At 41.8% G+C, this 23,092-nt stretch carries 23 protein-coding genes; 3 read left to right on the forward strand and 20 right to left on the reverse strand.

Going from position 1 to position 23,092, the window contains the following annotated elements; translation table 11 throughout:
• Window positions 1–61: 61 nt before the first annotated feature.
• From ACZ5XR_RS24545 to pdxR, 6 genes are all read right to left on the reverse strand, one after another.
• The gene (locus tag ACZ5XR_RS24545) at window positions 62–1,435 is read right to left on the reverse strand and encodes an MFS transporter (protein WP_464499088.1); all 1,374 of its coding nucleotides are present in this window, start codon (window positions 1,433–1,435) and stop codon (window positions 62–64) included.
• Between the two features lie 324 nt (window positions 1,436–1,759).
• Window positions 1,760–3,151, reverse strand: a complete 1,392-nt coding sequence (locus ACZ5XR_RS24550) for a protoporphyrinogen/coproporphyrinogen oxidase (RefSeq protein WP_464499089.1) — start codon at window positions 3,149–3,151, stop codon at window positions 1,760–1,762.
• Window positions 3,152–3,197: 46 nt separating this feature from the next.
• On the reverse strand, window positions 3,198–4,100 hold the full coding sequence (dapA, locus tag ACZ5XR_RS24555; RefSeq protein ID WP_464499090.1) for a 4-hydroxy-tetrahydrodipicolinate synthase: 903 nt from the start codon (window positions 4,098–4,100) through the stop codon (window positions 3,198–3,200).
• Between the two features lie 169 nt (window positions 4,101–4,269).
• Complete coding sequence (locus tag ACZ5XR_RS24560; protein WP_464499091.1) at window positions 4,270–4,542, reverse strand: HPr family phosphocarrier protein; 273 nt, start codon at window positions 4,540–4,542, stop codon at window positions 4,270–4,272.
• 130 nt (window positions 4,543–4,672) lie between these two features.
• Entirely contained in the window at window positions 4,673–6,172 is a 1,500-nt protein-coding gene (locus ACZ5XR_RS24565) for an aldehyde dehydrogenase (RefSeq protein ID WP_464499092.1), read from the reverse strand.
• A 239-nt stretch (window positions 6,173–6,411) separates the two neighbouring features.
• A complete protein-coding gene (gene pdxR, locus ACZ5XR_RS24570; protein WP_464499093.1) occupies window positions 6,412–7,818 on the reverse strand; it encodes a MocR-like pyridoxine biosynthesis transcription factor PdxR in 1,407 nt (468 codons plus the stop codon).
• A 105-nt stretch (window positions 7,819–7,923) separates the two neighbouring features.
• Here pdxR and ACZ5XR_RS24575 point away from each other — a divergent pair, with 105 nt between their 5' ends.
• Entirely contained in the window at window positions 7,924–8,355 is a 432-nt protein-coding gene (locus tag ACZ5XR_RS24575; RefSeq protein WP_464499094.1) for a GNAT family N-acetyltransferase, read from the forward strand.
• A 218-nt stretch (window positions 8,356–8,573) separates the two neighbouring features.
• On the opposite strand, the gene ACZ5XR_RS24580 is transcribed toward ACZ5XR_RS24575, so the two are convergent.
• The 4 genes from ACZ5XR_RS24580 to ACZ5XR_RS24595 form a co-directional block, all read right to left on the reverse strand.
• Window positions 8,574–8,972 carry a DoxX family protein gene (locus tag ACZ5XR_RS24580; protein WP_464499095.1) on the reverse strand — a complete coding sequence of 133 codons (399 nt, stop codon included), beginning with the start codon at window positions 8,970–8,972 and terminating at the stop codon, window positions 8,574–8,576.
• A gap of 142 nt (window positions 8,973–9,114) precedes the next feature.
• Complete coding sequence (locus ACZ5XR_RS24585; RefSeq protein ID WP_464499096.1) at window positions 9,115–10,902, reverse strand: DHA2 family efflux MFS transporter permease subunit; 1,788 nt, start codon at window positions 10,900–10,902, stop codon at window positions 9,115–9,117.
• 8 nt (window positions 10,903–10,910) lie between these two features.
• On the reverse strand, window positions 10,911–11,564 hold the full coding sequence (locus ACZ5XR_RS24590; RefSeq protein WP_464499097.1) for an HlyD family secretion protein: 654 nt from the start codon (window positions 11,562–11,564) through the stop codon (window positions 10,911–10,913).
• Entirely contained in the window at window positions 11,561–12,010 is a 450-nt protein-coding gene (locus ACZ5XR_RS24595) for a MarR family winged helix-turn-helix transcriptional regulator (protein WP_464499098.1), read from the reverse strand. Before ACZ5XR_RS24595 ends, ACZ5XR_RS24590 begins: the two co-directional genes overlap by 4 nt.
• Window positions 12,011–12,227: 217 nt before the next feature.
• Here ACZ5XR_RS24595 and ACZ5XR_RS24600 point away from each other — a divergent pair, with 217 nt between their 5' ends.
• On the forward strand, window positions 12,228–12,845 hold the full coding sequence (locus ACZ5XR_RS24600; RefSeq protein WP_464499099.1) for a TetR/AcrR family transcriptional regulator: 618 nt from the start codon (window positions 12,228–12,230) through the stop codon (window positions 12,843–12,845).
• A gap of 134 nt (window positions 12,846–12,979) precedes the next feature.
• Window positions 12,980–13,297: a hypothetical protein gene (locus tag ACZ5XR_RS24605; RefSeq protein WP_464499100.1), complete on the forward strand. Its 318-nt coding sequence runs from the start codon at window positions 12,980–12,982 to the stop codon at window positions 13,295–13,297.
• Window positions 13,298–13,338: 41 nt separating this feature from the next.
• Here the strand turns inward: ACZ5XR_RS24605 and ACZ5XR_RS24610 are convergent, their stop codons facing one another.
• The 10 genes from ACZ5XR_RS24610 to ACZ5XR_RS24655 form a co-directional block, all read right to left on the reverse strand.
• Window positions 13,339–13,842, reverse strand: coding sequence for an acyl-CoA thioesterase (locus ACZ5XR_RS24610; RefSeq protein ID WP_464502430.1), 504 nt, complete (start codon window positions 13,840–13,842; stop codon window positions 13,339–13,341).
• Window positions 13,843–13,988: 146 nt separating this feature from the next.
• Entirely contained in the window at window positions 13,989–14,777 is a 789-nt protein-coding gene (locus ACZ5XR_RS24615) for an SDR family NAD(P)-dependent oxidoreductase (RefSeq protein ID WP_464499101.1), read from the reverse strand.
• A gap of 32 nt (window positions 14,778–14,809) precedes the next feature.
• The gene (locus ACZ5XR_RS24620) at window positions 14,810–15,319 is read right to left on the reverse strand and encodes an aromatic-ring-hydroxylating dioxygenase subunit beta (protein ID WP_464499102.1); all 510 of its coding nucleotides are present in this window, start codon (window positions 15,317–15,319) and stop codon (window positions 14,810–14,812) included.
• Window positions 15,320–15,350: 31 nt separating this feature from the next.
• Window positions 15,351–16,655 carry an aromatic ring-hydroxylating dioxygenase subunit alpha gene (locus ACZ5XR_RS24625; protein WP_464499103.1) on the reverse strand — a complete coding sequence of 435 codons (1,305 nt, stop codon included), beginning with the start codon at window positions 16,653–16,655 and terminating at the stop codon, window positions 15,351–15,353.
• A 62-nt stretch (window positions 16,656–16,717) separates the two neighbouring features.
• On the reverse strand, window positions 16,718–17,500 hold the full coding sequence (gene nadX / locus ACZ5XR_RS24630; protein WP_464499104.1) for an aspartate dehydrogenase: 783 nt from the start codon (window positions 17,498–17,500) through the stop codon (window positions 16,718–16,720).
• 13 nt (window positions 17,501–17,513) lie between these two features.
• Window positions 17,514–18,959 carry an aldehyde dehydrogenase family protein gene (locus ACZ5XR_RS24635; protein ID WP_464499105.1) on the reverse strand — a complete coding sequence of 482 codons (1,446 nt, stop codon included), beginning with the start codon at window positions 18,957–18,959 and terminating at the stop codon, window positions 17,514–17,516.
• Between the two features lie 12 nt (window positions 18,960–18,971).
• Entirely contained in the window at window positions 18,972–20,651 is a 1,680-nt protein-coding gene (locus tag ACZ5XR_RS24640; RefSeq protein WP_464502431.1) for a thiamine pyrophosphate-binding protein, read from the reverse strand.
• Window positions 20,652–20,675: 24 nt separating this feature from the next.
• A complete protein-coding gene (locus ACZ5XR_RS24645) occupies window positions 20,676–21,470 on the reverse strand; it encodes an SDR family oxidoreductase (protein WP_464499106.1) in 795 nt (264 codons plus the stop codon).
• Window positions 21,471–21,480: 10 nt separating this feature from the next.
• Entirely contained in the window at window positions 21,481–22,395 is a 915-nt protein-coding gene (locus tag ACZ5XR_RS24650) for a VOC family protein (protein ID WP_464499107.1), read from the reverse strand.
• A gap of 130 nt (window positions 22,396–22,525) precedes the next feature.
• Window positions 22,526–23,062 carry a cupin domain-containing protein gene (locus ACZ5XR_RS24655; RefSeq protein ID WP_464499108.1) on the reverse strand — a complete coding sequence of 179 codons (537 nt, stop codon included), beginning with the start codon at window positions 23,060–23,062 and terminating at the stop codon, window positions 22,526–22,528.
• Between the last annotated feature and the right edge of the window lie 30 nt (window positions 23,063–23,092).

Genomic DNA, 23,092 nt, shown 5'->3' on the forward strand with positions numbered 1-23,092 from the left:
AGCCACTTTTCCACTAGCCGGGTCAAACCCTCCCTTAGAAACTCAATTTTACTCTTTTTTATTAAACGGTTTCCCTTGCTACGGGGCTTTCTGTCCCAAGAGTACTAGCTTTTTTTATTGAACTAGATTGGGTTAAACTCATATTTTTTGTCTCCGGAGCAATAACGAGACAGATTAAAAATCCAATGAAAAACAGTCCCCCACAAATATACAACGTATTTGCCAAACCATAGTTCGCCAGAATGGTTGGAAAGAGAAACGTACTAGTAGCGGAGGCAGCACGGCTTATTGCTGTAGTAAATCCTACTGCCGTACCCCGAATATGGGTTGGGAAAAGCTCATTCGGATAGATCCATTCATGCATTCCCATTGCATTATTAAAAATTCCATAGATAACAAAGAGTGCTAAGACAAAAACAAATGACATTTTTAATCCAGAGGTTGCTCCCAGTATGAATAAAGAGATGGAAGATATAAAGAAGGGCCAAATAATTGTCGGTCTTCTTCCCCATTTTTCAACCAAATAGAGAAAAGGAATCAAGCCAGCAAGATAGATGATATTAAGGACTGCTGATCCAAGATATTCCATCTTTCCACTAGCAAAACCAAATTGTCCAAGGATCTCAGGGATATAAGTTCCTATTCCAAAAGTGGGTATAAGTTGAAGGGACCAGAAAACCGATACGAAAATGGTCCATTTCCCATTACCATTTCGAAATATATCAAGAAAGCTGGTTTTCACTTTAGACAATGGTTCGGCCGCTATGACCACATGATCCCCGAATATTTTCTGAATAATAGCGTTTGCTTCTTTTTCCCTACCCTTACTAGCCAGCCATTGAGGGGATTCTGGCATATTTAAACGAGCAATAAGCAAAATTAATACTGGGACCGCACTGCTTGCAAGCATCCATCTCCAGCTCGTATCACCGATGGAAAGCATAAAGTATCCGACCAAAAAGGAACTAGCATATCCGACATACCAGAGTGAATTAATCCCTCCAAGTAAGCCGCCACGATTTTTTTTCGGTGAAAATTCCGCCATTAAAGCTCCTGCAATGGGGTAATCTGCCCCTACCGCAATACCTAAAACAATTCGCAAAATGACCAACTGTATAGGATCATGGGCAAAAAATTGAAGGACTGACACAACCAGCATGACAAGCATATCGATGAGAAACATCTTCTTCCGGCCAATAATGTCTGTAAGATACCCTCCTATTAATCCACCAAAAAACATCCCCACAAGAGTGGCCGTTCCAAGAAGTCCCATAATGGTTAAAGACATATCGAATTGATTCTTTATGACTGAAAGGGCTACCCCAATAATTCCTATTATATACCCATCGAGGAATGCACTTCCACTGGAATAGGCAAACATTTTAAAATGAAATCGACTTAAGGGCATATCTTCCATTGTACGGACTTTATTCATGATTTTCCCCCTATTATTGAAATAAATTTTTTCAAGCCATCCCTTTCCAAAAAGCACAATTAATTTTGTGGAAATATTATGAAAATTTATTCGCTCAGTTTTCAAAATGGGAAAATGAGTCGAACAAATAACCCCCACTCCTAGTAAACGCTTGCATTTTCCGTTGTTAAGGAATTTACCCCTAAAAGGTTTGGGGAATTCCCTCATAAACCCACATCATTGATTGTAAATGATTGGATTTAATGAGGGGGTTTTTCAAACTATATAAGTCTTATTATAATAACATAATGAATTTAGCTGCATGACTCACTATAATCATAGTAATTAATTACCAGACACAGCCTTAAATTTCTTCTCTTTTTGAGATTCATGAACCGTGAATTCTAGTAAGCTATTAATATTTTGTGCTGCAGTGAATCCTGTCTGAATGGCTGTCTCCGTATATTTGGAGCCTAAATAATCACCGGCTAAGAACAATCTGCCCGCAGATTTTGTTAAAATTGGCTGTAGTTCTGCACGACCTGGGAAGATATAAGCGGATCCGAACGGAAATTTCATGACGTGAGACTCAACGACATGATTACTAAAACCAGGGAATATTTCATTTAAATCCTTCAATTTCATTTGAATAATTTCATCATCAGATTTATCCATTAACCGACGCCCACTTTCACCAGGTGAAAAGGTCATAAAACTACTTCCTTGTTTCCTCTCCGTTTCCCAAGAACGGACTAGATTCGATTGATGAAGAATAATGTCAAATGATCTTTTAGGCGTTGCAAAAGAATATACATCATCCCAAACTTGAGGTCCTGTTTCATTTGTTAAAAATGCTGCACTAACATGTGGACCATATTTAACCTTTCCAAGAGCGTCTGCGATTTCTGGGTCAATGTTTCTTGCTATTTTTTTTGTAATGGTGGCAGGAGTCGCGAGTACGGCATAACGTGCTTCCACCACATGCTTCACGCCATCTTGCATATAGTGTACGACAACAGAGTCTTCTTTCTGAAGAACTTCTGAAACGTTTGCATTTAGTTGAACCCGGTCGCCTAGTGTTGTGGCAATCGTGTTCGTAAGCGTGGATGGTCCCCCCACAATATTTCTTCCTAACCCATCGTCCTTGTTCCATACAGTGTGGAAATATCCTACACCAGACCCTGCCGTCATGGTCTCAGGGCTGCCTGTCGAACGGCTAACCGTAGGTCTGAAAATGGCATCTGCATCTGGTGGTAATTTTCCAGTAAATTCGGCAAAAGTTCGATCATCCATAAATTCTAAAATTCGTTGTTGCTGAACTCTATAGTCCTCTCCCGGACGTTTTTTTGCCATTTTTCCATATTTGATAACGGCTGCCCGCACTTTAGCACCTGCACGGATCATCGCAAATCTAGCTTTCCACGACATAGGGGCCCTAAATGGATACAGTTCAACCGGACCATCTTTAAGCAGCTTCCCATTCAAAGACATGGCCGTTAATATTCCTGGTACAGATTCTGCCTTTATTCCTACAGATTTAAATAATTCATCTGTAGCTGAACCAGCTCCAGCATATAAATGTCCGCCCCAATTTAACCAATAATCTCCTCGGCGCTCAGATCGTACACGCCCGCCAATACGATCATCAGATTCTAAAAGTAAAATATCATGGTGTTTAAGCTGCCAGGCAGCAGACAAACCAGCAAGTCCACCGCCTATTATAACGACATCTTTCATTGGAATTCATCCCATCCCTCGTGTATTTATAATTTCCCCAATTCAATTATTGTTGGACTAATTTTAGTTCCCCTAATTCATTTAATACTCTTTCAATCTTTGATTTGAATTCTTCGGAAGCAGGCACTAGTGGCGATCTGCTTGGTCCTCCTGATAATCCTAGTGCTTCCAAGCCTGCCTTTACTGTTCCTGGAATCGTTTCTTCTTCAATAGCATTATATAACTCTAGCAATTCCAAATTTAATTTAGTCGCTTCTTTTAAGTTGTTTTCATTAACGATTAAATCATATAGTTTGGCAATTTTTTTCGGAGCCAAGTTGTGGACTACTCCAACAGCACCATGTCCGCCTAATGCTAATGTAGGTAGGATTAAATGTTCAAATCCAGTCAGTACCGCGAAGTTTGGATTGTCTTTTGTTAAAGCAATAAGCTTTGAAGTGTGAATTCCATCAGCTGTATTTTTAATACCGACAACTCCATCTATTTGACTTAATTCATAGATTAGTTCTGGATCAAGTTCAACACCTGTAGCATCTGGATAATGATAGATGACAATTCCAATGTCAGCGCTTTCTGCAACAGCCTTGAAATGATCAATAATTCCTTTTCTGCTCGTTGTCATATAGTAAGGATTAATGACCAAGGCAAAATCGGCACCAACTTCAGCTGCGTACCCCGTAAGTTCAATTGTATCTTCTGTTCGATGACATCCTGTACCCGCCATAACAGGTAATCGGCCATTTGATGTTTCACACACAAATTTAATGACTGCTTTTCGTTCTTCCAAGCTCATTAGTGAGTATTCTCCAGTACTACCTCCCACTAAAAGACAGTTCATTCCACCATCTATCAAATGTTCAATGAGTTGTTCAAGCCCCTTAAAGTCAATACTTTTATCCTCATTCATCGGTGTAGGTAAAGCTGGGATCATTCCAAAAGGTTTCAACATAATTTATCCTCCTCATAAATGTTAATAAAATTAAAATCTACAACTCAATATTTCTATCTTTCTGAAAATTATTAATTAGATAATTTTCTGAATTATCTCATGAGTAGATGATAACAAATAAATGAATTATTGTAAACCGTTTTTTTAAAAAGGGAATATTTATTTTCATTCATTCATCCATTTTAACATCAGAAAAACAAAGAAAACTTGTTAATTCTTCAATTGCCTCCTGTTCATCCCTTCCATCTGCCATTAGAATGACATCTTCTCCCTTTCTAACAGCCAAGCACATAACGCCCATAATACTTTTTCCTGCAACGAATTTACCTTCTTTAATAATGTTGATGTCACAACTAAATGAAGATGCTTTTTTTACAAACTCAGTAGCACCTTGAGCCTGGAGGCCGCGCTGAAGGCCGACTGCAATCTTTCTCTCTATCATGGTTTTCTATTCACCTCTGAATCATAGGCTATTTAATTTTTTTCTGGAGGAGGGCAAAGCCCTTAATTCAATAAAATAAAGCCGATCATTCCCTAGCGTAGGAAAATCGGCTTTAATCATGTCAAAACTACTAATTTAATGCGATGCAGATAGATTTTGTTTCAGTATAGGAAAGGTTTGCCCAAACAGATTTATCCCTTCCGAAGAAACCTGATTGCTTGAAGCCCCCGAAAGGAACATTGGTACTGCCTTCGCTGTAGCAGTTTACCGATACGACACCGGCCTGAATACCGCGTGCGAGTTTATTGGCCGTATTGAGATCCGAGGTATACACAGAAGCCTGGAGACCATACTCTGAATCATTGGCCATCTTGATTACTTCGTCTAGATCCTCAAACTCAATCAGCGCAACGACAGGGCCAAAAATTTCTTCTTTGGCAATCCGCATATTGTGCTCGACATCGTCAAAAATAGTGGGTTCCACATAGTTACCACCAGTTTCAACCAGTACTTGATTGCCGCCACAAATAATCTTTGCGCCTTCAGCCTTACCAATCTCAATATAAGACAAAACAGTCTCCATATGCTTTTTCTCAATCAGTGAACCGATAGTAGTCACAGGGTCAAATGGATTACCGACTTTGTGCCCCTTGGTCTTTTCAACAATCAGCTTGGTAAGCTGCGGCTTGATGTCTTTATGGATGTAAATGCGCGAATTCTGCGTGCAGTTTTCACCCATATTCCAAAACGCAGATGAGACAAGACAGTCAGCCCCATAATCAAGATCCTTTACATCCGGCATGACAACAGCAGGATTTTTGCCTCCCATTTCGAGCAGTACTCGTTTGGCATTGGACTCACCAGAGTCAATCAAAAGTTTCTTCCCCACCTCCGTAGAGCCGGTAAATGTAATGAGTCGTACATCACCATGGCGAGCCAGTGCGCCACCCACCACACTCCCATTACCAGGGAGAATGTTGAGCACACCATCAGGGATACCGGCCTCTTTGGCAAGCTCGGCAAGTTTGAGGATGGTTAGAGTCGTAGGTTTTGCAGGCTTTACGACCACGCTATTACCAGCGGCAAGGATAGGCCCTAATTTCCATGCAGCCATAAGCAGCGGGAAGTTCCAGGGAAGGATGGCTGCCACAACGCCGATTGGCTCACGTACCACGATGTTTAGTCCTTTGTCACTAGAAGGGGTGATATCGTCCTGAAGCTTATCGATGGCTTCGGCGTGGAAACGGATAACTGCAATAGATTCAGGGACATCTGTATTGATGTTGTCTGTAATAGGTTTACCGCTATCCAGAGTTTCCATGATCGCGAGTTCCTCTGAATGCTCCTCGATGAGGTCAGCCCATTTGAGCAAGAGCCTTTTGCGCTCAACTGCCTCGATCCCAGCCCAAACACGAGCTTCAAAGGAACGTTTCGCTGCTGACACGGCCAGTTCCACATCCTCTGTTCCACAACTGGCAATCTTTGTGATAACTTGACCGTTTACAGGGCTAGTTGTCTCAAAAGTATCACCAGAGATACTATTAACAAATTGACCATCAATAAATGCTTGGGTGCGCAAATCTAGTTTTTCTGCCATTTTCTCGTATTCATTGGTTATCATAACGTTCATATTAAACTCTCCTTTTTCAAAATAATAAGTAGCTAGAAAACGATTTCAATTTTAAAATCATAAATAATCAAATTTTTAGAATCATTTATTAAATAGAATAATACCAATAATTTGAATGATTGTAAATCTATTTTTTCAAAAGGGAATATATTAATTCATTTTTAATACCCATGAATAAAACACAAAGAACCGCTGAAGAAGATCAGCGGTTCTTTATTTCACTATATGGCGGAAGCAGGCTATTTGAGTTCCCAAGTCTTCTTTAATAACCGAATTCCTTTATCAATTTCCCTTTCCGACAACCCTCCGAAACCCAATACGATTCTAGGACTCATGCTTTCTATTAACCCTTGATAATAGATCGATACCGGATAGACTTTTACACCAACATGTAAGGCCAAACGAATTAACTGGTCTGCCTCCATCCCATTCTTCACTTCCAAAACAATATGAAGCCCGGAATTTTCACCAATGATCTTTACCCTGTCCCCAAAATATTTTTTAATCGCTGACATTAAGGCTCCGTGCTTTTTACGGTAAAGGGTTCTCATTTTATTCAAATGAGTCTGCCAGTGCCCCTCATACATAAAACGATAAAGTGTATCCTGGTGAAGACGGGAAACCGTCTGTTTATAAATCGTAAAATGCTCTTGGTATTTCTGAAGCAGAGTTGGCGGTAAAACCATATAACTGATCCGAATCGAGGGAATCAAAGACTTGGAAAACGTTCCTAAGTATACTACACTTCCTATTGTATCCAGTCCCTGCAAGGAAGGAATCGGCTTCCCTTTATAACGATATTCACCATCATAATCGTCCTCAATAATATACCCGTTCTTCCCCTCCGCCCACTTTAACAACTCCATTCTGCGTGAGATTGGCATGATCATTCCATAAGGGAATTGATGGGAGGGTGTAACATAAACAACATCGGCCTCACTATTTTTTAAAGGATGGATCTGAATCCCATCTTCATCAAGAGGGATGGAAACCGTCTGGACCCCCTGATCCTGTAAAACGATTCTGGTTCGGTGAAAACCGGGATTCTCCAGTGCATAGAGATGGTCCTTACCGATGATCAAGCTTAGTAAGCACATCAGCACCTGCGTACCGGCACCTATAATGATTTGATCGGCAGAGCACCTGACACCTCTGGACGCAAAAAGATAAGTCGCAATTTGTTCTCGAAGAAGCAATTCCCCTTGAGGGTTTCCACTATAAAATAATTCGCCTTGATCCTCGTATAAAGATTGCATCGTTAATTTTCGCCATATAGCATAGGGAAAGTGTTCCAAGTCGACCTTGCCCGAATTGAAATCAATCTGAATATTCGCTTGGCCTTGCTCTCTTTTTAGCTCTAATTTTTGAGGGAATTGTGGGTTTGAGATGAGTTCATCATCCAATGTGGTCACAAATATTCCTGTGCGGGGCTTACTTTCCACATAGCCTTCTGCACACAATTGATCGTAGGCTGATTGAATGGTATTTAAACTCACTCCAAGATAATGGGACAAATTTCGTTTGGACGGTAATTTTTCCTTAGGCTTTATTCTTCCTGATAAAATTTCCTGTTTCATGTAGTTGGCTAGCTGGATATATAACGGAATAGGGCTATTGCTATCCAATACAGGTGTTAGTTCAATCATAACTTCTCCTCCCCCGCCGCTTAACTGGTACCATTAAATTCATCAAATCTGGTACTTTCGATTATACCAGTGTGCGATTAAATTATGATAAAGGAGATGAAAAAAATGGATATTTTGATAAAGGAATTAACTAATGAGAAGGAATGGAAGGAAGCTTTTTTGGTCATGAAACAATTGCGGACCCATTTGGATGAAGCAAGCTTTCTCCAATTGGTTCAGGAAGCAGCTCAAAAGGAAGGGTATAAAATTGCTGCTTTATATGAAAAAGAAACAATCGTCGCCGTAACAGGCTTTATGCCGATGATCACCTTATATAATGGACGGTTCATCTGGGTTTGTGATTTAGTGACTGATGCCGACAACCGTTCAAAAGGGTATGGGGAAGCCCTGTTAAATTTTGTTCATGATTGGGCAAAGAAAAATGGCTATGGTGTTGTTTCACTCTCATCAGGTCTGCAACGAGTGGATGCCCATCGTTTTTATGAAGATAAGATGGAGTATGACAAAACCAGCTATGTGTTCTTAAAAAGGCTTTAAACGAAAAAAAGACCTTCATTGGAGGTCTTTTTTTCATTCGGAACCAGCATAAAGTGAAAAGTTACACTTGTTAATGTTATAAAATCGAGCCAAAATCCTTTTATCAGCGAATTCCGTTCATTTATCGGCGAATCTAAGCCTTTTATCGGCGAATCAAAAAAGTTGCCTTCCCACACTTCACCGCTTTAACCAAGTGGAGGACTGGCCCCCAACGGTATCTACAGTTTATAAAGTAATACAAAACTGCCAGGACCAATGAGGGCTACTCCGAGGACGACGGCTATCAAAATAAAGTTATATTCAAAGCCCCCTTCGGTTATCCAATAGCCATTTTTTCCATGGACGGTGAAAATCGCATCAATCATCACGATGATGATCAGGATGGCGCCCAACCAGGTAAGGATACCGGCTGAAAAAAGGATACCGCCAATCAGTTCGAACAATCCGGCTAATATCGCCCATGTTTTCCCGCCAGTCTTGATTCCAATCGACCCTAAAAACTCACCAAACCGGACTATGCCCGGTCCGCCGAACCAGCCAAATAATTTTTGCGCCCCATGCCCAATGAACGTCAAGCCAACGGCCAGCCGAATGATCAGAAGTCCTAAATCTGCCATGTCTACCCCTTCTTTCTTTAAAACGATATTTGTATTAAAATCTTCGCCCTATTATCTTGTTTATATTCCTATATAAAATGGAAGAAGGACAAGCTAGCCCAGGGAAGGAATGAACCCTCCCGAGATACCCTATCCCCTCCATTTACTGTTCTTTAACTTTCGCCCGTTTAATAAAGAACGATAATACTAATGCAACAAAGGCGATTCCAGTAGCAAAAATAAAGGCATCATTAATTCCATCAATGGTAGCTTTCTGCATCGTTTGACCGTACATCAGATAGGTAGTAAGCTGTCCGCCTGCTGCAGCCGGCAAGTGTGTGACGGCCGATAAGCCTTGGCTAAGCTGTGAAAAACTATTTGCGATAAACGGATTGGAGCTTGTGATCGTATTGGTATACTCACCATAATGCACCCCCTGCCTTGTCGACATGATCGTCACAAGGAGTGCCGTCCCAATACTGCCAGCCACCTGCCGTGCTGTGTTGGAGGCCGCGTTCCCATGTGCCCCAAGGTGACGTGGCAGCTGGTTTAGACCCTCCGTCATGACCGTCATCATGATGAACGACATCCCAAACATCCGCAGCACATAAAGAAGCAGGATATGGCTATAGTTTGTGGTCATACTCAGACTGCTAAATTGCCATGTGGTGATGACTGTAATCGTTAAACCGGTGACGGCCAGCCATCTTGCCCCGATTTTATCAAAAAGAGCACCTGATATCGGCGACATAATCCCCATCACAATGGCTCCGGGAAGCATCAACAGCCCCGATTGCAGGGCTGTATAGCCACGAAGATTTTGCAAATAGATTGGAAGCAGGATCATTGCTCCAAACATTGCCATGTTGACAATCATACTAATAACCGTCGTTAAAGCGAAAATATCATACTTAAAAACTCGCAAATCAAGCATCGGCTTGTCAGTGGTTAATTCACGCCAGACAAAGAGCACTAAGGAAATAATCCCCACCGCTAAGGAGACGATCACCGTGGTACTGCCCCAGCCATCATTTCCCGCTTCACTAAAGCCGTATAACAAGAACCCAAAACCTAAGGTTGAAAATAAAAAGCCCGGAAAATCAAATTTAGGATTGGTAACCTTCGTTACGTCCTTCATCCATAGGAAGCTGAGAATTAAATCAAGCACTCCGATTGGAATGACAATGTCAAACAATAATCTCCAGGAATAATGGCCAATCAGCCACCCCGATAAGGTCGGGCCGATGGCAGGAGCAAAAATCATCACAATGCCCATGACTCCCATTGCCTTGCCGCGCTTTTCCGGAGGAAACAACGCGAAAAAGACAGTCATTAATAGGGGCATAATAACACCAGCACCGCAAGCCTGGATGACCCTCCCCACCATTAGCATACTAAAGTTGGCGGACAAGGAGCAAGCCAGCGATCCTAATGTGAAAAGAAAAATAGCGGCGATAAATAGTTTCCTGGTTCCAAACTTTTCAATCAGGTAGGCAGTTATAGGAATCGCAATTCCGTTTACCAGCATATAACCTGTCGAAAGCCATTGAACGGTATTGGCCGAAACACCCAAATCATTCATAATATGCGGAATGGCTACATTCAATAACGTTTGGTTTAGAATCGCCACAAACGCTCCGAGCATTAAAGCCACAAGCACTTTTCCAGTTCCTGAATCTTTTTCAGCAGCTGGTTGGTGCCGCCTTTTCAAGCTTTCTTTCGGCTGAATATCCTCTTTGACATCTTCCAATACCGGTTCAGGTATGGCGGAAAATTGCACCTGTGCAGCATCGGTTCGAGAAACACTTTCTTGATCCTTTGGAAGAGGTTGAGCCATATCCTTGCTTATCGCTTCATTGATCCCCGGTTTTTTTGTTTTTATCATCCTTAAATTGATAAGAAGCAACAGCAAAATGGCTAATATTACATAACTTGTGATATAGATTGACATATCATCACCTACTTATGAACTCTTACGGTTACGTTCATACCAGGGACAATGGCAAGACCTTTATTATCATCAATGGATACTTTTACAGGAATGACTTGAGTCACTTTTGTGTAATTACCTGTTGTGTTTGAACTTGGTAAGAGCGAGAACGTTCCCGTTGTGGCTAAGCCGATTTGCTGTACTTTTCCTTTTAATGTGCTGTTTGGGAAAGCATCCACATAAATGTCGACATCCTGCCCTACTGCCACTTCATCAATACTTGTTTCCTCAATATTTGCGGTTACCCATAAATGATTTAGATCATACGCTTGGGCAAGCGGAGTACCGGCGGCAACAAACGAATCTTGCACGGCATTATTTTGGACAATTGTTCCAGCAGTTGGAAAAGTCACATTCACATTGACTGGCTTTCCATCTGCACCCGTGGTTGCAATGGTTCCTACAGTAGCATCTTTTGAAAAATGGCCCCCAACATTGCCTTTCCAATCTGTTAATTTCCCGTTTGCCGTTGCGGCAATCGTTACTTGCTGACCGGCAATTTGGGCATTATCGGTCGTTAAATAATTGACCGTTTTATTGTAATAGGCATAACTCCCAAAACCTCCGCCAACTAAAACTAGCAAAATAATAATATTCATTAATACCAATCTTTTTGTATTCATTTACCTGCTTCCTCCTCTATGGATAGTTTATTTAAAACAAGCTTTTGCAGACGCAGTAATTCAGAGATATCCTCCTTCGGTAATGCCTGGACCTCGTTTATTTTTTTAATCAATAGCGAATCCGAAGAATGAAAGTGATCTAATGTCATTTTTCCTTTTTCTGTTAGGCGAATGGAGACAGCCCTCCTGTTTTCTGGAGGAATCACCCTTTCAACTAAACCATTTTGGACTAAGCGTTCAATCACACTGCTGGTGGTACTGCTCGTCATTTTTAATTTTTCAGCGAGCTCCCCTAAACTAATATTGGGGTTTGAGGCGAGCTTGTATATGACTCTTAATTGGACCGTGGTAATCCCCAATCGATCCGCATCAACTTTAATCAGTCGACTAATGGCTTTTTGGATCACCCAGAATGACTCAAAAATCTCATTATTTAAAACGAACATCACCAATCTCCTTTCCTTTGTTTTCCTAAGCTTTCTATCTAAAACATTTCGTATACGAAATATCACTTATAGCAATAAATTATAAACAGTGAATCGTTAGGTGTCAACAAAAAAGTGACACACTGTCATTCGTTCGTTGACAATCATTTATAGGTCTATTATCATATATTTATGAGTAGCTATGACAAAATGTCGTTTGGAAAAGGGAGTAAAATCAATGCCGAAACCAACCTTTTTAAATTTATCCAAAGAAAAACAAGAAGTATTGATCAGTGCTGCCAAGAGGGAATTCTCGAGGGTTTCATTAAATGAAGCATCCATTTCAAATATCATTAAAGACGCCGGAATACCCAGGGGAAGTTTTTATCAATATTTTGAAGACAAAGAAGATGTATTCTTTTTTTTATTAGATGAGTATTCCAAACGAAATTATGAGCGTTTCAATTCGATCATCATAATGAACAATGGAGATTTAATTGAGTCCTTTATTGATTGGTTTAAATCTATTCTTCTCCTCATGGAAGAACCGGAAAATCGACAATTTTTGAAAAATGCCTTTTTAAATATGAATTATAAAATTGAAAAAACCATTACCCAGAATATGTATGACGAAAAAGTAAAAAGCCGCTATTTAGGAATAGCCAGCTCCATCAACACCGAAAATTTAAACGTAACCAACGAAGAAGAAGTATACCACATCATTAAAATGATGTTAGCCGTAACCTTGCAAAATCTTGTTCATGCCTTTGCACAGGAATTAAATATGAACCAAGCAATCAGAACCTTTTCTTTAGAGATGGAGTTACTTAAGCGGGGCTTTTATAAGGGGAATTAATTAAAGACATTCTTGAAATCAGGAGTGTCTTTCTTTTGCTTGAAATAAAAATGTAAATATTCTGTCACCGTAATGCAGTTGATGTTAGGAAATTGAAAGTATACACTTTACTTACTATTTGAGGAGTGATTAAGGTGAAAACTGTATCCGTGGATCAGCTGGCATTTAAGGAAAATTTAACGATGATTGAACAAGCTGCAATTAAAGATATCCTCTTTAAATGGGTGGGTGGACAAACAGAAAGATTAGATGATTTTCTTCCACTTGAGTACACAGAAAGTGTCTTTGGGAAGATGGAGGCAGAACAGGCATCCGCTTTATTCCTTAACGGGGAAGAACAATTCAGATATGCGACCATTACAAAAGATAATCAAATTGTAATCGGTGTTTTAAACTCAAATGAAGAATTAATACATAGAATCATATCTCTGGATGAGGTTTTAAAAGGGTAGGCACTTTTAAGGTGCCTACCTTTTTAAAACTGTGTCTTTTTCTATTTCTTTCGTCCGAACTTGTGGGCAAAATGTTTGCTCTGCCCCCTTCTCATTTGCCGAACATGGGCCCGCTCTTCTCCCGTTTCAAACAAATATTTTTCTTCCTCTGACTCCGGATAAACAGAAGGCACATCAGAAGGATTTCCATCTTCCTCTATAGCGACAAACGTTAAAAAGGAGGTCGCCGCCGTCCGGATTTCCCCTGTTCGCGTGTTCTCTGCTGTCACGTTTACAAACACCTCCATCGAACTTTTCCCTGTCCAAGTAACGAAGGCTTCTAACGTTACCGCATCCTGAAGGGTGATCGGATGTAAAAAATCAACGGAATCCGTACTTGCCGTGACAACCGACTTTTTACAATGTTTCAGCGCTGCTATTCCGGCAACACGGTCAATCCGACTCATGAGGGCACCCCCAAATAAGGTGTGATGAACGTTCGTATCATTCGGTAAAACAAGATCAGTTTGAATGGTTCTGGACACACTACATGCCTTTCTCTCCATCATGGATTAGCTCCTTTCGCTTTAATTGATTTTCTTAATCATACCAACTAGCAAAAAGCGCGTCCATTTTTACACAAAAAATGGGGGTCAGTCCCCCGGCGCTTTAAAGCGCCGGGGGACTGACCCCTTAATTTAGACCCCTTAAATTATCCTAGCCCGCGGACAGCCAAACCTCCATCACTGGAAATCACTTCACCGGTGATGGCTCGCGCCTGATCAGAAGCAAGCAATAGGTACGCCCCAACGTGATCTTCTGGCATCTGGGCGAGTTGAAGTGGGTTTCGCTTTTTAATGCTGCTTGCTTTCGTCTCATTATCCACGATTTTAACAAATGGATGCAGTGGTGGAATAACCGAGAGGTCTGTCAGTGTGCCTCCTGGCGCTACCGCATTTACGCGAATATTTGGTGCGAGTTCGAAGGCAAGCTGGCGCATCAGTCCGACTTGAGCGTGCTTGCTGGCTGTGTACCAAACGCCGCCGCCATCTGGATAGAAACTAGCACCTGAAACAGAAAAAATAATATTGCCATTTGTTTTTTGTAGTTCTTCAAGAGCTGCTTTCACGCCGAAAAATGAGCCTTTTAAGTTTATATTGAGAAGATAATCATATGCATCGGAAAGCGCATCAGGAGTCACATCAGCAAATTTAGCAAATCCATCGAAGACGCCAGCATTAGCAATAAAAACATCTAACTTTCCAAAGCGCTTAACAGTAGCTTGAACAGCTTGCTCATTGTCTTCGTATTTGCTAACATCTCCCTGATAAGTGAGAATATTTTCACCAAATTCTTCTTTCATTTTCTCTAATTTTTCTTTAGAACGGCCGATAATGCCCACTTTTGCTCCTTCTTGTATAAAACGGCGTGTGACAGCTTCTCCTATTCCTGAAGCTCCACCTGTAATCAACACTACTTTATCTTGTAAGATCTCTGGCATTAGACCCAACCTCTCTTGTTATCTAGTAACGGTTATACGAAGACGGCAAGATTCCTTGTATTTATTGTAGTTTGATCGACAATAAATACTCGCTTGGAAAGCTTCCATGCCCCATCAGCATATGTGAATTCGTCCTGGCGTTCACCTGAAATAATATCATGGTGAATATCTGTGCTTCGGCTGCGGTATAGTGTTAAATAACTGTTTACTACCGCTTTTTCATTAGGAATATACTCAAGAAGCTGCACATTGTTTACCGATCTTCTTGTTCGGGATGGCGGTAATTCAGCCCAAGCATAGTCGGTCTTTAAACGATCGACACGAATTTTCAATAATTCATAGTCATCATCAAAGGCAAACATGTCGAACGAATAATCGGGGCGTTCTACCCCTTCTTTATTGACCCTTACCGGCATCTGATAGGAAATTTGCGGGTGGAGCATGCTAAACCATCCGTCAAAATCAATATCATCAAGGTATTTTGCTTCTTGGTAGAGCCATTGTTCAAATTCATAGGTCGCCAGCATTTTCTCCAAACTCATCGTTAATCCTCCAATCTCTAAAGAATGATCATTACTTCGTCATTAAATCCAGCCAATAACGATAAAAGTTTCTTTGATTCGCTTCCGTAAACTTATCATCAAAGACAACACCTGGACCAACAAAATTCTTAACCGTTTCTCTGTGTAAACCCATTGTATAATTAAAGGTTAATTGTTTCATTAATGGCATGGCACCAGAAGCGGCCGCCGTAATATCCGTGAATACCTCTGTATCATCCTGTTCAAAAATTCCTGAAGGGCTGAAGGTTAAAACAAAGGATTCACGTGATCTTCTTTTCCAGTCCTCTGAAGCATTTTTCTCCACTAAGAACCAAGTAATGACTTCCATTTTATTCACATCAACTGGTCGCCAAAGTCGAATAGAGGTATTCGAAATTAACTGACCTTTTACCTTTGTATGAGAAATGAGAAAGGAAAGATTCGGAAAAATATTACCGATCATATTTTTCAAATTGCACAAAACATCATATTGCTCATCCGATAAATTCGCCTTGTACTCTTCCCTCAGTTCCTCGGGGAAAGCAAAGTCCGGATTTGGTGTGCCAAGATTAAGGCCATGTCCATGTTCGGTGTGGATTTGGTATCCTTTTTTCGAATAGGTAGCACTCGGGACCATTCCTAATTTTGCAATAGAACCGTGTGTAACCATGGTGTGATAGGAATCACCGACAAAGTTATCCGCGCCGATTTTCCAGTTGGAGTGAATGACATATCGTTGCGGCGGCCCTAATACTTCCATTTCGGCACGGCCCGCCAAAATATCGATATACCATTTAAAATCACCTAAGAAATCGGCTAAGGGCTCGGCTTCATCATTCCATGTTCCAAATAGAAGCCCCTTATAGGATTCAATTCTGATTTTATAAAGCCCTAAGCGCGATTTTTCAAATTCCTCACCGTAAATATCTTTTTGTAGCGGCACACCTATGCAATCACCATTGTTTTTAAAATTAAACCCATGATATGGGCAAGTAAAGGAAGCCTTATTTCCCGCATCTGCCCGGCAAAGCTTCATGCCGCGATGTGTACACATATTATAAAGACCGCGAATCTCCCCATCAGCGCCTCTGGTAATAATTACGGAATAGCCGGCAACATCTCTCGTCATAAAATCATTTTTGTTCGGGATTTCTGATTCATGACCAACGAACACCCATGTTCTTAAAAACACTTTTTTGTGTTCAATATCAAAAACAGTAGGATCTCCTAAGAGATAGGCAGGAATAGCGCCAATTTCTGGTTGCACAGATTCTTTTAAGTATTCAATCGCTTCTTTTTGCGACAGGTTTTCTAAATTCACGTTAGTTTTTATCATCTGATTATCCCTCCTATGTAATAGATTTTGATTCATCAATTGGGGTTCTTTTAGTTTAGCATTTATCCTACTAAAATAGATGCATCCTTATTTTTCAGCGAAGACAGGACGCTTAATGCAGCCAGGTAGCTTGTTTTTGGATTATTCGGCATCGGGTTATTTTCCACTTGCAAGGATAATTTCCCGAAAGACCCGGTTGCTTCTATTATATGGTTATTTTTCTTTACGAAAGGATCAGAAATAATTTTAACACTCGTTTGTTCCGCCCCTAAGCCAGCCAAGGACAAGATGATGGAGACATTAATATTTTTTGGGAATAATTCAATGGCATCAGAAGCGGACCCCTCGAACATCACATGTTCCCGGTCTACAGGAGCACCTGGCAAGGCTTGGGGCGGCTTCCTTGTAACGATGGAAACGGAATCAAGCTCTCCAATCGATTTTGCAGCTTTCAATACATCCAAACCGCCAATAGCTCCTGAAGGCAAGTAAATTTTCGTACCATAGTCTTGGCATAATCTTTCGAGTTTATGATAAAAATCTACATCAGCAAGGGCACCGACACTGCTTAATACCAGATCCTTACCACTTTCTAATACAAGCTCTGCTATATCTTTTACCACTTGGACTGTTGCAGCCTCAATCAATATATCTACATTTGAATGAATCAGCGATGGAATATCCGAATAGCTTTCTGTGTCGAATTGAACGGCAAGTTGTTTCGCTGACTGTTCATTTCGTGTAAATAAACCGACAATTTTAGCGCCTGGAAGGAGTCCATCGATATTGATGCTTTGAAGAAGGAATTTTCCAATATTACCTCCGCCAATTAACCCGATTCTCATCTGATGCCCCCCTTTAATTCGCCAAACCATATGAATCTGCGAAATATTCCAGTCCGCAATGTCTAGTTTCACGAGAAAGACCGCTTTCTTTTAGACCAGGGAAATCCAGATGAAGATCCTGAAATACGGTGTGGTTATTATGAAAAACTGCGCCTGCTTCTAAACGGTCAGCTAAATTTAAGGCCATTTCTTCATTCTCTGTCCAAACGGATGCCCGTAAGCCAAATTCACTGTCATTGGCGAGGCGGACGACTTCATCAACCTCTGAAAATGGCAGGATGGGAATAACAGGACCAAACTGTTCGGCACGGACAATTTCACTTGTTTGGTCCACACCGGTAATGATGGTCGGTAAAATATAATAACCCTGCTCCCATGTATCTGGATCTAACTGAATACCACCGGATATCACAGTTGCTCCTGATTCCGCTGCGCGTTCAATCAAACCATTTACATAGTCGTATTGCGCTTGATTATTTAAAGGACCCATTTCAACATCCGGTTGAATCCCATTCCCCACACGGATATGACTGAATTCCTTCTTAAGTTTTTCAACAACTTCTTCAAATCTGGATTCATGTACATAGATTCTTTTAATGGCTGAGCATACCTGCCCTGCAGCGCGAAGGATCCCGAAGCGAAGACGCTTGATGGCTTCATGATCCAGATGAACATCTTCAAGAAGAATCGCCGCATCATTGCCGCCAAGCTCCATATAGAGTTTCTTTACGGTCCCGGAAGCAGCACGCATAATTTCCTTTCCAGTCTCAGTGCTTCCGACGAAAGCAATGGTACGAACGCGTGGATCCGAACAAAGCGCATCTCCAATCACACGGCCTGAGCCGGTTACCACATTAATGACGCCATCTGGAAAATAGGACGCAACTACTTTTAAGAAAGTCATGATGGTTAAGGGACAGCTGGTTGCCGGCTTAACGACCACCGTATTGCCTGCTAAAATGGCTGGAATCACTCGCTTAAAAGTAAGGATCATCGGTGAATTCCATGGAGAAATGATGGCGGCAACCCCGCGTGGACGCCTGCGAATTTGCACCTTTTGGTAACCGGGTAAGCTTTCAGGCCTCCACCATTCGAGTAATTCCTCTGCCCCCTGCTTCATGATATCGACACAGCGCAGCAAATCTTTTTTTGCTTCTACTAAAACCTTACCATTCTCGCGAACTAGCAATGTGACATTCTCTTCAATGATTGCTTTAATCTCATCGGCTGCAAGCTTCATTCGGTTCGCCCGGTCCTCAATTTCACTTTGTGACCAGCTTTCATAGGCTTTTACAGCTGCACCAACCGCTTCCTCTGCCTCGTTTTTAGAACAGATCGCAACCTCACCGACCACTTCATGATGGTTTGCAGGATTGATAACATTCGCCGTTTTTTCAGCCTGAACCCACTTTCCAGCAATCAGATATTTTCCTGAAACAAATGGATGTGTTGATATCATTTTCATGCCTCCCTACAATTTTTTCGGTTTGAATGCGTCTGCGGCACCTGGAGGTCCTCCAAACGGTTTTGCCATTGGTCCCACCGCTTCCATATCGACAACAATCATCGTTGGTTTTTGGTTATCGACCGCTTTTTCCAGTTCCGTCACAAATTCTTCAGGCGATCCGATTCGGGATGCCTCAAATCCCATGGATTGCGCTAATAACACAAAATCAGGACTCATTAAATCAACCGCTACCTGACGGCCATAGGCAGCGCTTTGAATGTTTCGCAAGACCCCATAACCGGCATCATCAAATAGAACGACGATTAACGGCAGATTTTCTTGAGCAGCAGTGGCCATTTCTCCGACATTGACCATAAATCCGCCATCGCCAGCCATCAGCACAACCTGCCGATCTTTAAAGCCCATTTGTGCGCCAATAGCGGTTGGCAAGCCTTGGCCAATCCCGCCGCCAGAAGCATGAATCGATGTTCTTGGTTCATAAATTTCAAATAATCGGCTGCCCCAAACATTTGCCTGGACGGTTACATCGCGCACCAAAATCGCGTTTCGCGGCAACACTTTTCGCATTCCATCAAGGATTTGTTCATATGGTCCAAGCGTCGCTCGTAACGCTGAACGTAATTCTTCCCGAACCGACTTGATTTCCTCGAGATACTGATGGTTCGGGACCATCGAGTTTTGCGATAGTTCTTGATTAATGATTTGCAATATCTGTTTCGCATCTCCGACAAGACCCATGGAGGCTTCATAGTTACGATTCATCGCCTGCCAATCGGCATCAATGGATAGATGTTCGTTTGGAACAGTGACCTTCCAGTTAGAGGTTTCATTCCCCCTAAACCTTACGCCTACACTAATTAGTAAGTCAGCTTCTTTAAGGAATTGTTTCGTCAATGCATTTGCAGCAAAATGTCCGATACATTGCGGATGATCTTCCGGTATACTTCCTTTTCCGGATTGGCTCGTGATGACGGCCGCACCCATTTTTTCGGCAAGCTCTTGAAGCTCATTGGCTGCTCCAGAGGTAATCACTCCTCCACCTGCCCAAATAACAGGCCTACGGGCACTCCTGATTTTGGATAGTACCTCTTCAGGTAAGGAAGGAATCGCTGAAGCTGTTATTCTCATTTCTTCAATCGAAGAATCAGGGATAATGGCAGATTGAAAATCAATGGGGATTTCAAGTGTTACCGGTCCTGCAGGATGGGCAAAAGCATCTTGGATAGCTTGTCTGACGACGGCCGCTGCCTGCTCAGGTCTTCTTAAGCGCATTGCTTTCTTACAGGAACCTTCCATCATCGACAATTGATCCTTACACTCATGGATATAGCCCCTGCCCGTTCCCAAGTAGGGAGAAGCAACCTCGCCGGTAAGGTGAAGAACTGGGACGCCTGCCGCCCATGCTTCAATTAAAGAGCCTGCTGCATTTCCTGCTCCAGTTCCTGTACTCGTAATCACAACCCCCAATTTACCGGTAGCGCGCGCATAGCCATCTGCCATATTGGCGGCACCGCTTTCACCGCGGGAACATACTAAATGAATGCTGCCCTCTCGAAGAATGGCATCATAGATTGGCATATTGTGGATGCTGACAATTCCAAATGCGACTTCAACGCCCGCACGAACAAGTTCTTTTACCACCGCATCAGCTGTTGTAAATTCCATTTGCTTTTGTTCACTCATCATAAATTCCTGCCTTTTCTGTATTTAAAGCGCTTTCCCGAGCGCTCCAGCTGTTTCAATCGTTGAACCCGACACATAGCTTGCTTTATTGGATGCTAAAAATAAAATCACACTCGCTACTTCTTCTGCTTCCCCTACTCTTCCTAAAGGAATGTTTCTCTTTTTGGCTAAGTCCGCATAATAGTCTTCTGGTTTCATCTCCGGAGCATTTTTCAGTCTTCTTCGCTCCCATTGATCGGTACGAATCAGACCTAAACTTACCGAATTGACTAAGATATTATCTGGTGCCAATTCCTGAGAAAGTGTTTTACTTAAATTCAATAAACCGGCTCTCGTTGCAGCCGTAGCAATCATATGCCTTTCTGGTTCTTTCGCTAAAGTAGCGTTGATATTGATAATTCGTCCGCCGCCGCGCTGGACTAAATAGGGGTGGACCGCTTTGACAGCGTAAATGATCGCAAAATATTTCAGCTGGATTTGCTGCTGCCACTGCTCATCTGTCACATCAAAGAAATAGCCCATCACGCTTTGTCCTGCAGCATTTACGAGAATATCGATCCCGCCAAAATAGGAAGCGGTTCCGCCAATAAAATCATTTACTTCCTCTTTATTGGTAACGTCACATGAAGCTGTATAAATGGATTCTGCCGTCCCAAATTGCAGCAGGTGTTCAAATGCTTTTTCTTTTCGCTCCACATTTCTTCCGCAAACTGCAACTTTTGCACCTTCTTGTAAAAGCAATTCTGCTGTTTTTAAACCGACTCCAGATGTGCCGCCCATTATGACCGCTACCTTATCTTTTAGACCTAACTCCATCATGACACCCCTTTTAAACCAAAGTCTTTTCGCTAACCCAGCCAGGATCAGGCTCTCCGCCCATGGCAGCACGGGCTTCCGGTTTTGGCGGTCCGGCAATTCCCCATTGGTCCATTAAGTGCGGGACACGCTTCCAAACACGCGCTCTCCATTCTGATTCGTCTTCAATCGTTTCCAAATAACAGGTATACTCCATCACAAACTTAGCAGGGTCTTGAAAGTAACAAAATACATTGTTTCCAGGACCATGGCGTCCAGGACCCCAAAGCTCTTGATACCCGGCTTTTCTTACATTGCTGATTCCTCTCATCACTTCATCAACCGTATCGACCTCATAGGCAATATGGTTAACAGAGGCATGATTTTCTTGATTGAAGGCAATCGAGTGATGTTTTCGGTTACAGCGCAGGAAGGACATTTGATGCTCACTCCAGTCTGTCACCTTAAATCCAAGAATATTTGTATAAAAATCAGTAATCATATCGAGGTCTTTCGTATTCATCACAACATGATTAAGCTTTACAGGGTCCACATTTTTCTTATTCCAAATGGAGGTATGAATCTCCACCCATGCGGATAATTCAATACAGCGATTTTCCGGATCAAGAAAACGAAGGCCGTACCCCTTGCCTTCCTCATCCAAATACCCCGGAGGTGAAACAATCTTCACACCTTTTGTAGCAAGAATTTCTGCTGCCCGGTCGACCGCATTTTTATCCACCATTCCAAACGCAATATGGTGAAGACCTCTTTTTTCACCTGCATGCAGGCTTAATATATGATGTTCAGGTCCGGCTCCGCGAAAGTAAACGGAATGATCGTCCCCCGAAACTTTATCTAAACCCCAAATTTTTTCGTAAAAATCAGCCTGTTCTTGGAGAACGGGAGTGATTAAGCTGATATGTCTTAAATGAGTGATCCCTAACATCCTGCCACCTCCATTTTTTATCTTTATAAAATCGATAAGGATGATCCCGTATTCGTAAGGGGACCATCCTAAGTTAAACGACAATCAAGAAGTATGTTTTACAAATGAAACATCCGCCTATTTTTTAACATTAAATTCCTTTGATAATGGCTTCTCTTTCTTTAGCACGATTGATTCGAAGTTCTTCTAACGCACTTCCTTTTGGATAGGTCGGTAAATTTGGCTTTACTGCTCCTAACATAACAAGCATTAATGCCTCTTCATCACCATCATTGCGAAGTCCGCGATATACCCCAGGAGGTGAACTAATGCAATCCCTTTCATTTAAGACGATTTCATGAACTTCGCTTTCGCCTTCTTCTTGGATCAGTGCTGTAATGCTTCCTTTGATCACAAAGAAAACTTCTTCCACATCGTCATGTAAGTGAAGCGGTCCCTGGCATCCTGCAGGTAAAACCATTGTGCTTAATGTAAAGTGTTCAGCGGCAATCACATTCGCATCATTGTTGGCTGTAGCGCCGCGGCCGATATACCTCATTTGTGCCCTGCGATAAGTTGGATCGATTTCTTCTTGGAATTTCAATACATTCCAATCTAATGAACGATCTTTTAATCTAGCAACATATTTTTTCTCAAACTCTGGCAAAGAAAATTTTTCTTGAGACATTATCAAAACTCCTTTTATTGTTTTATATAT

This window comes from Neobacillus sp. Fa239 (assembly GCF_055395235.1).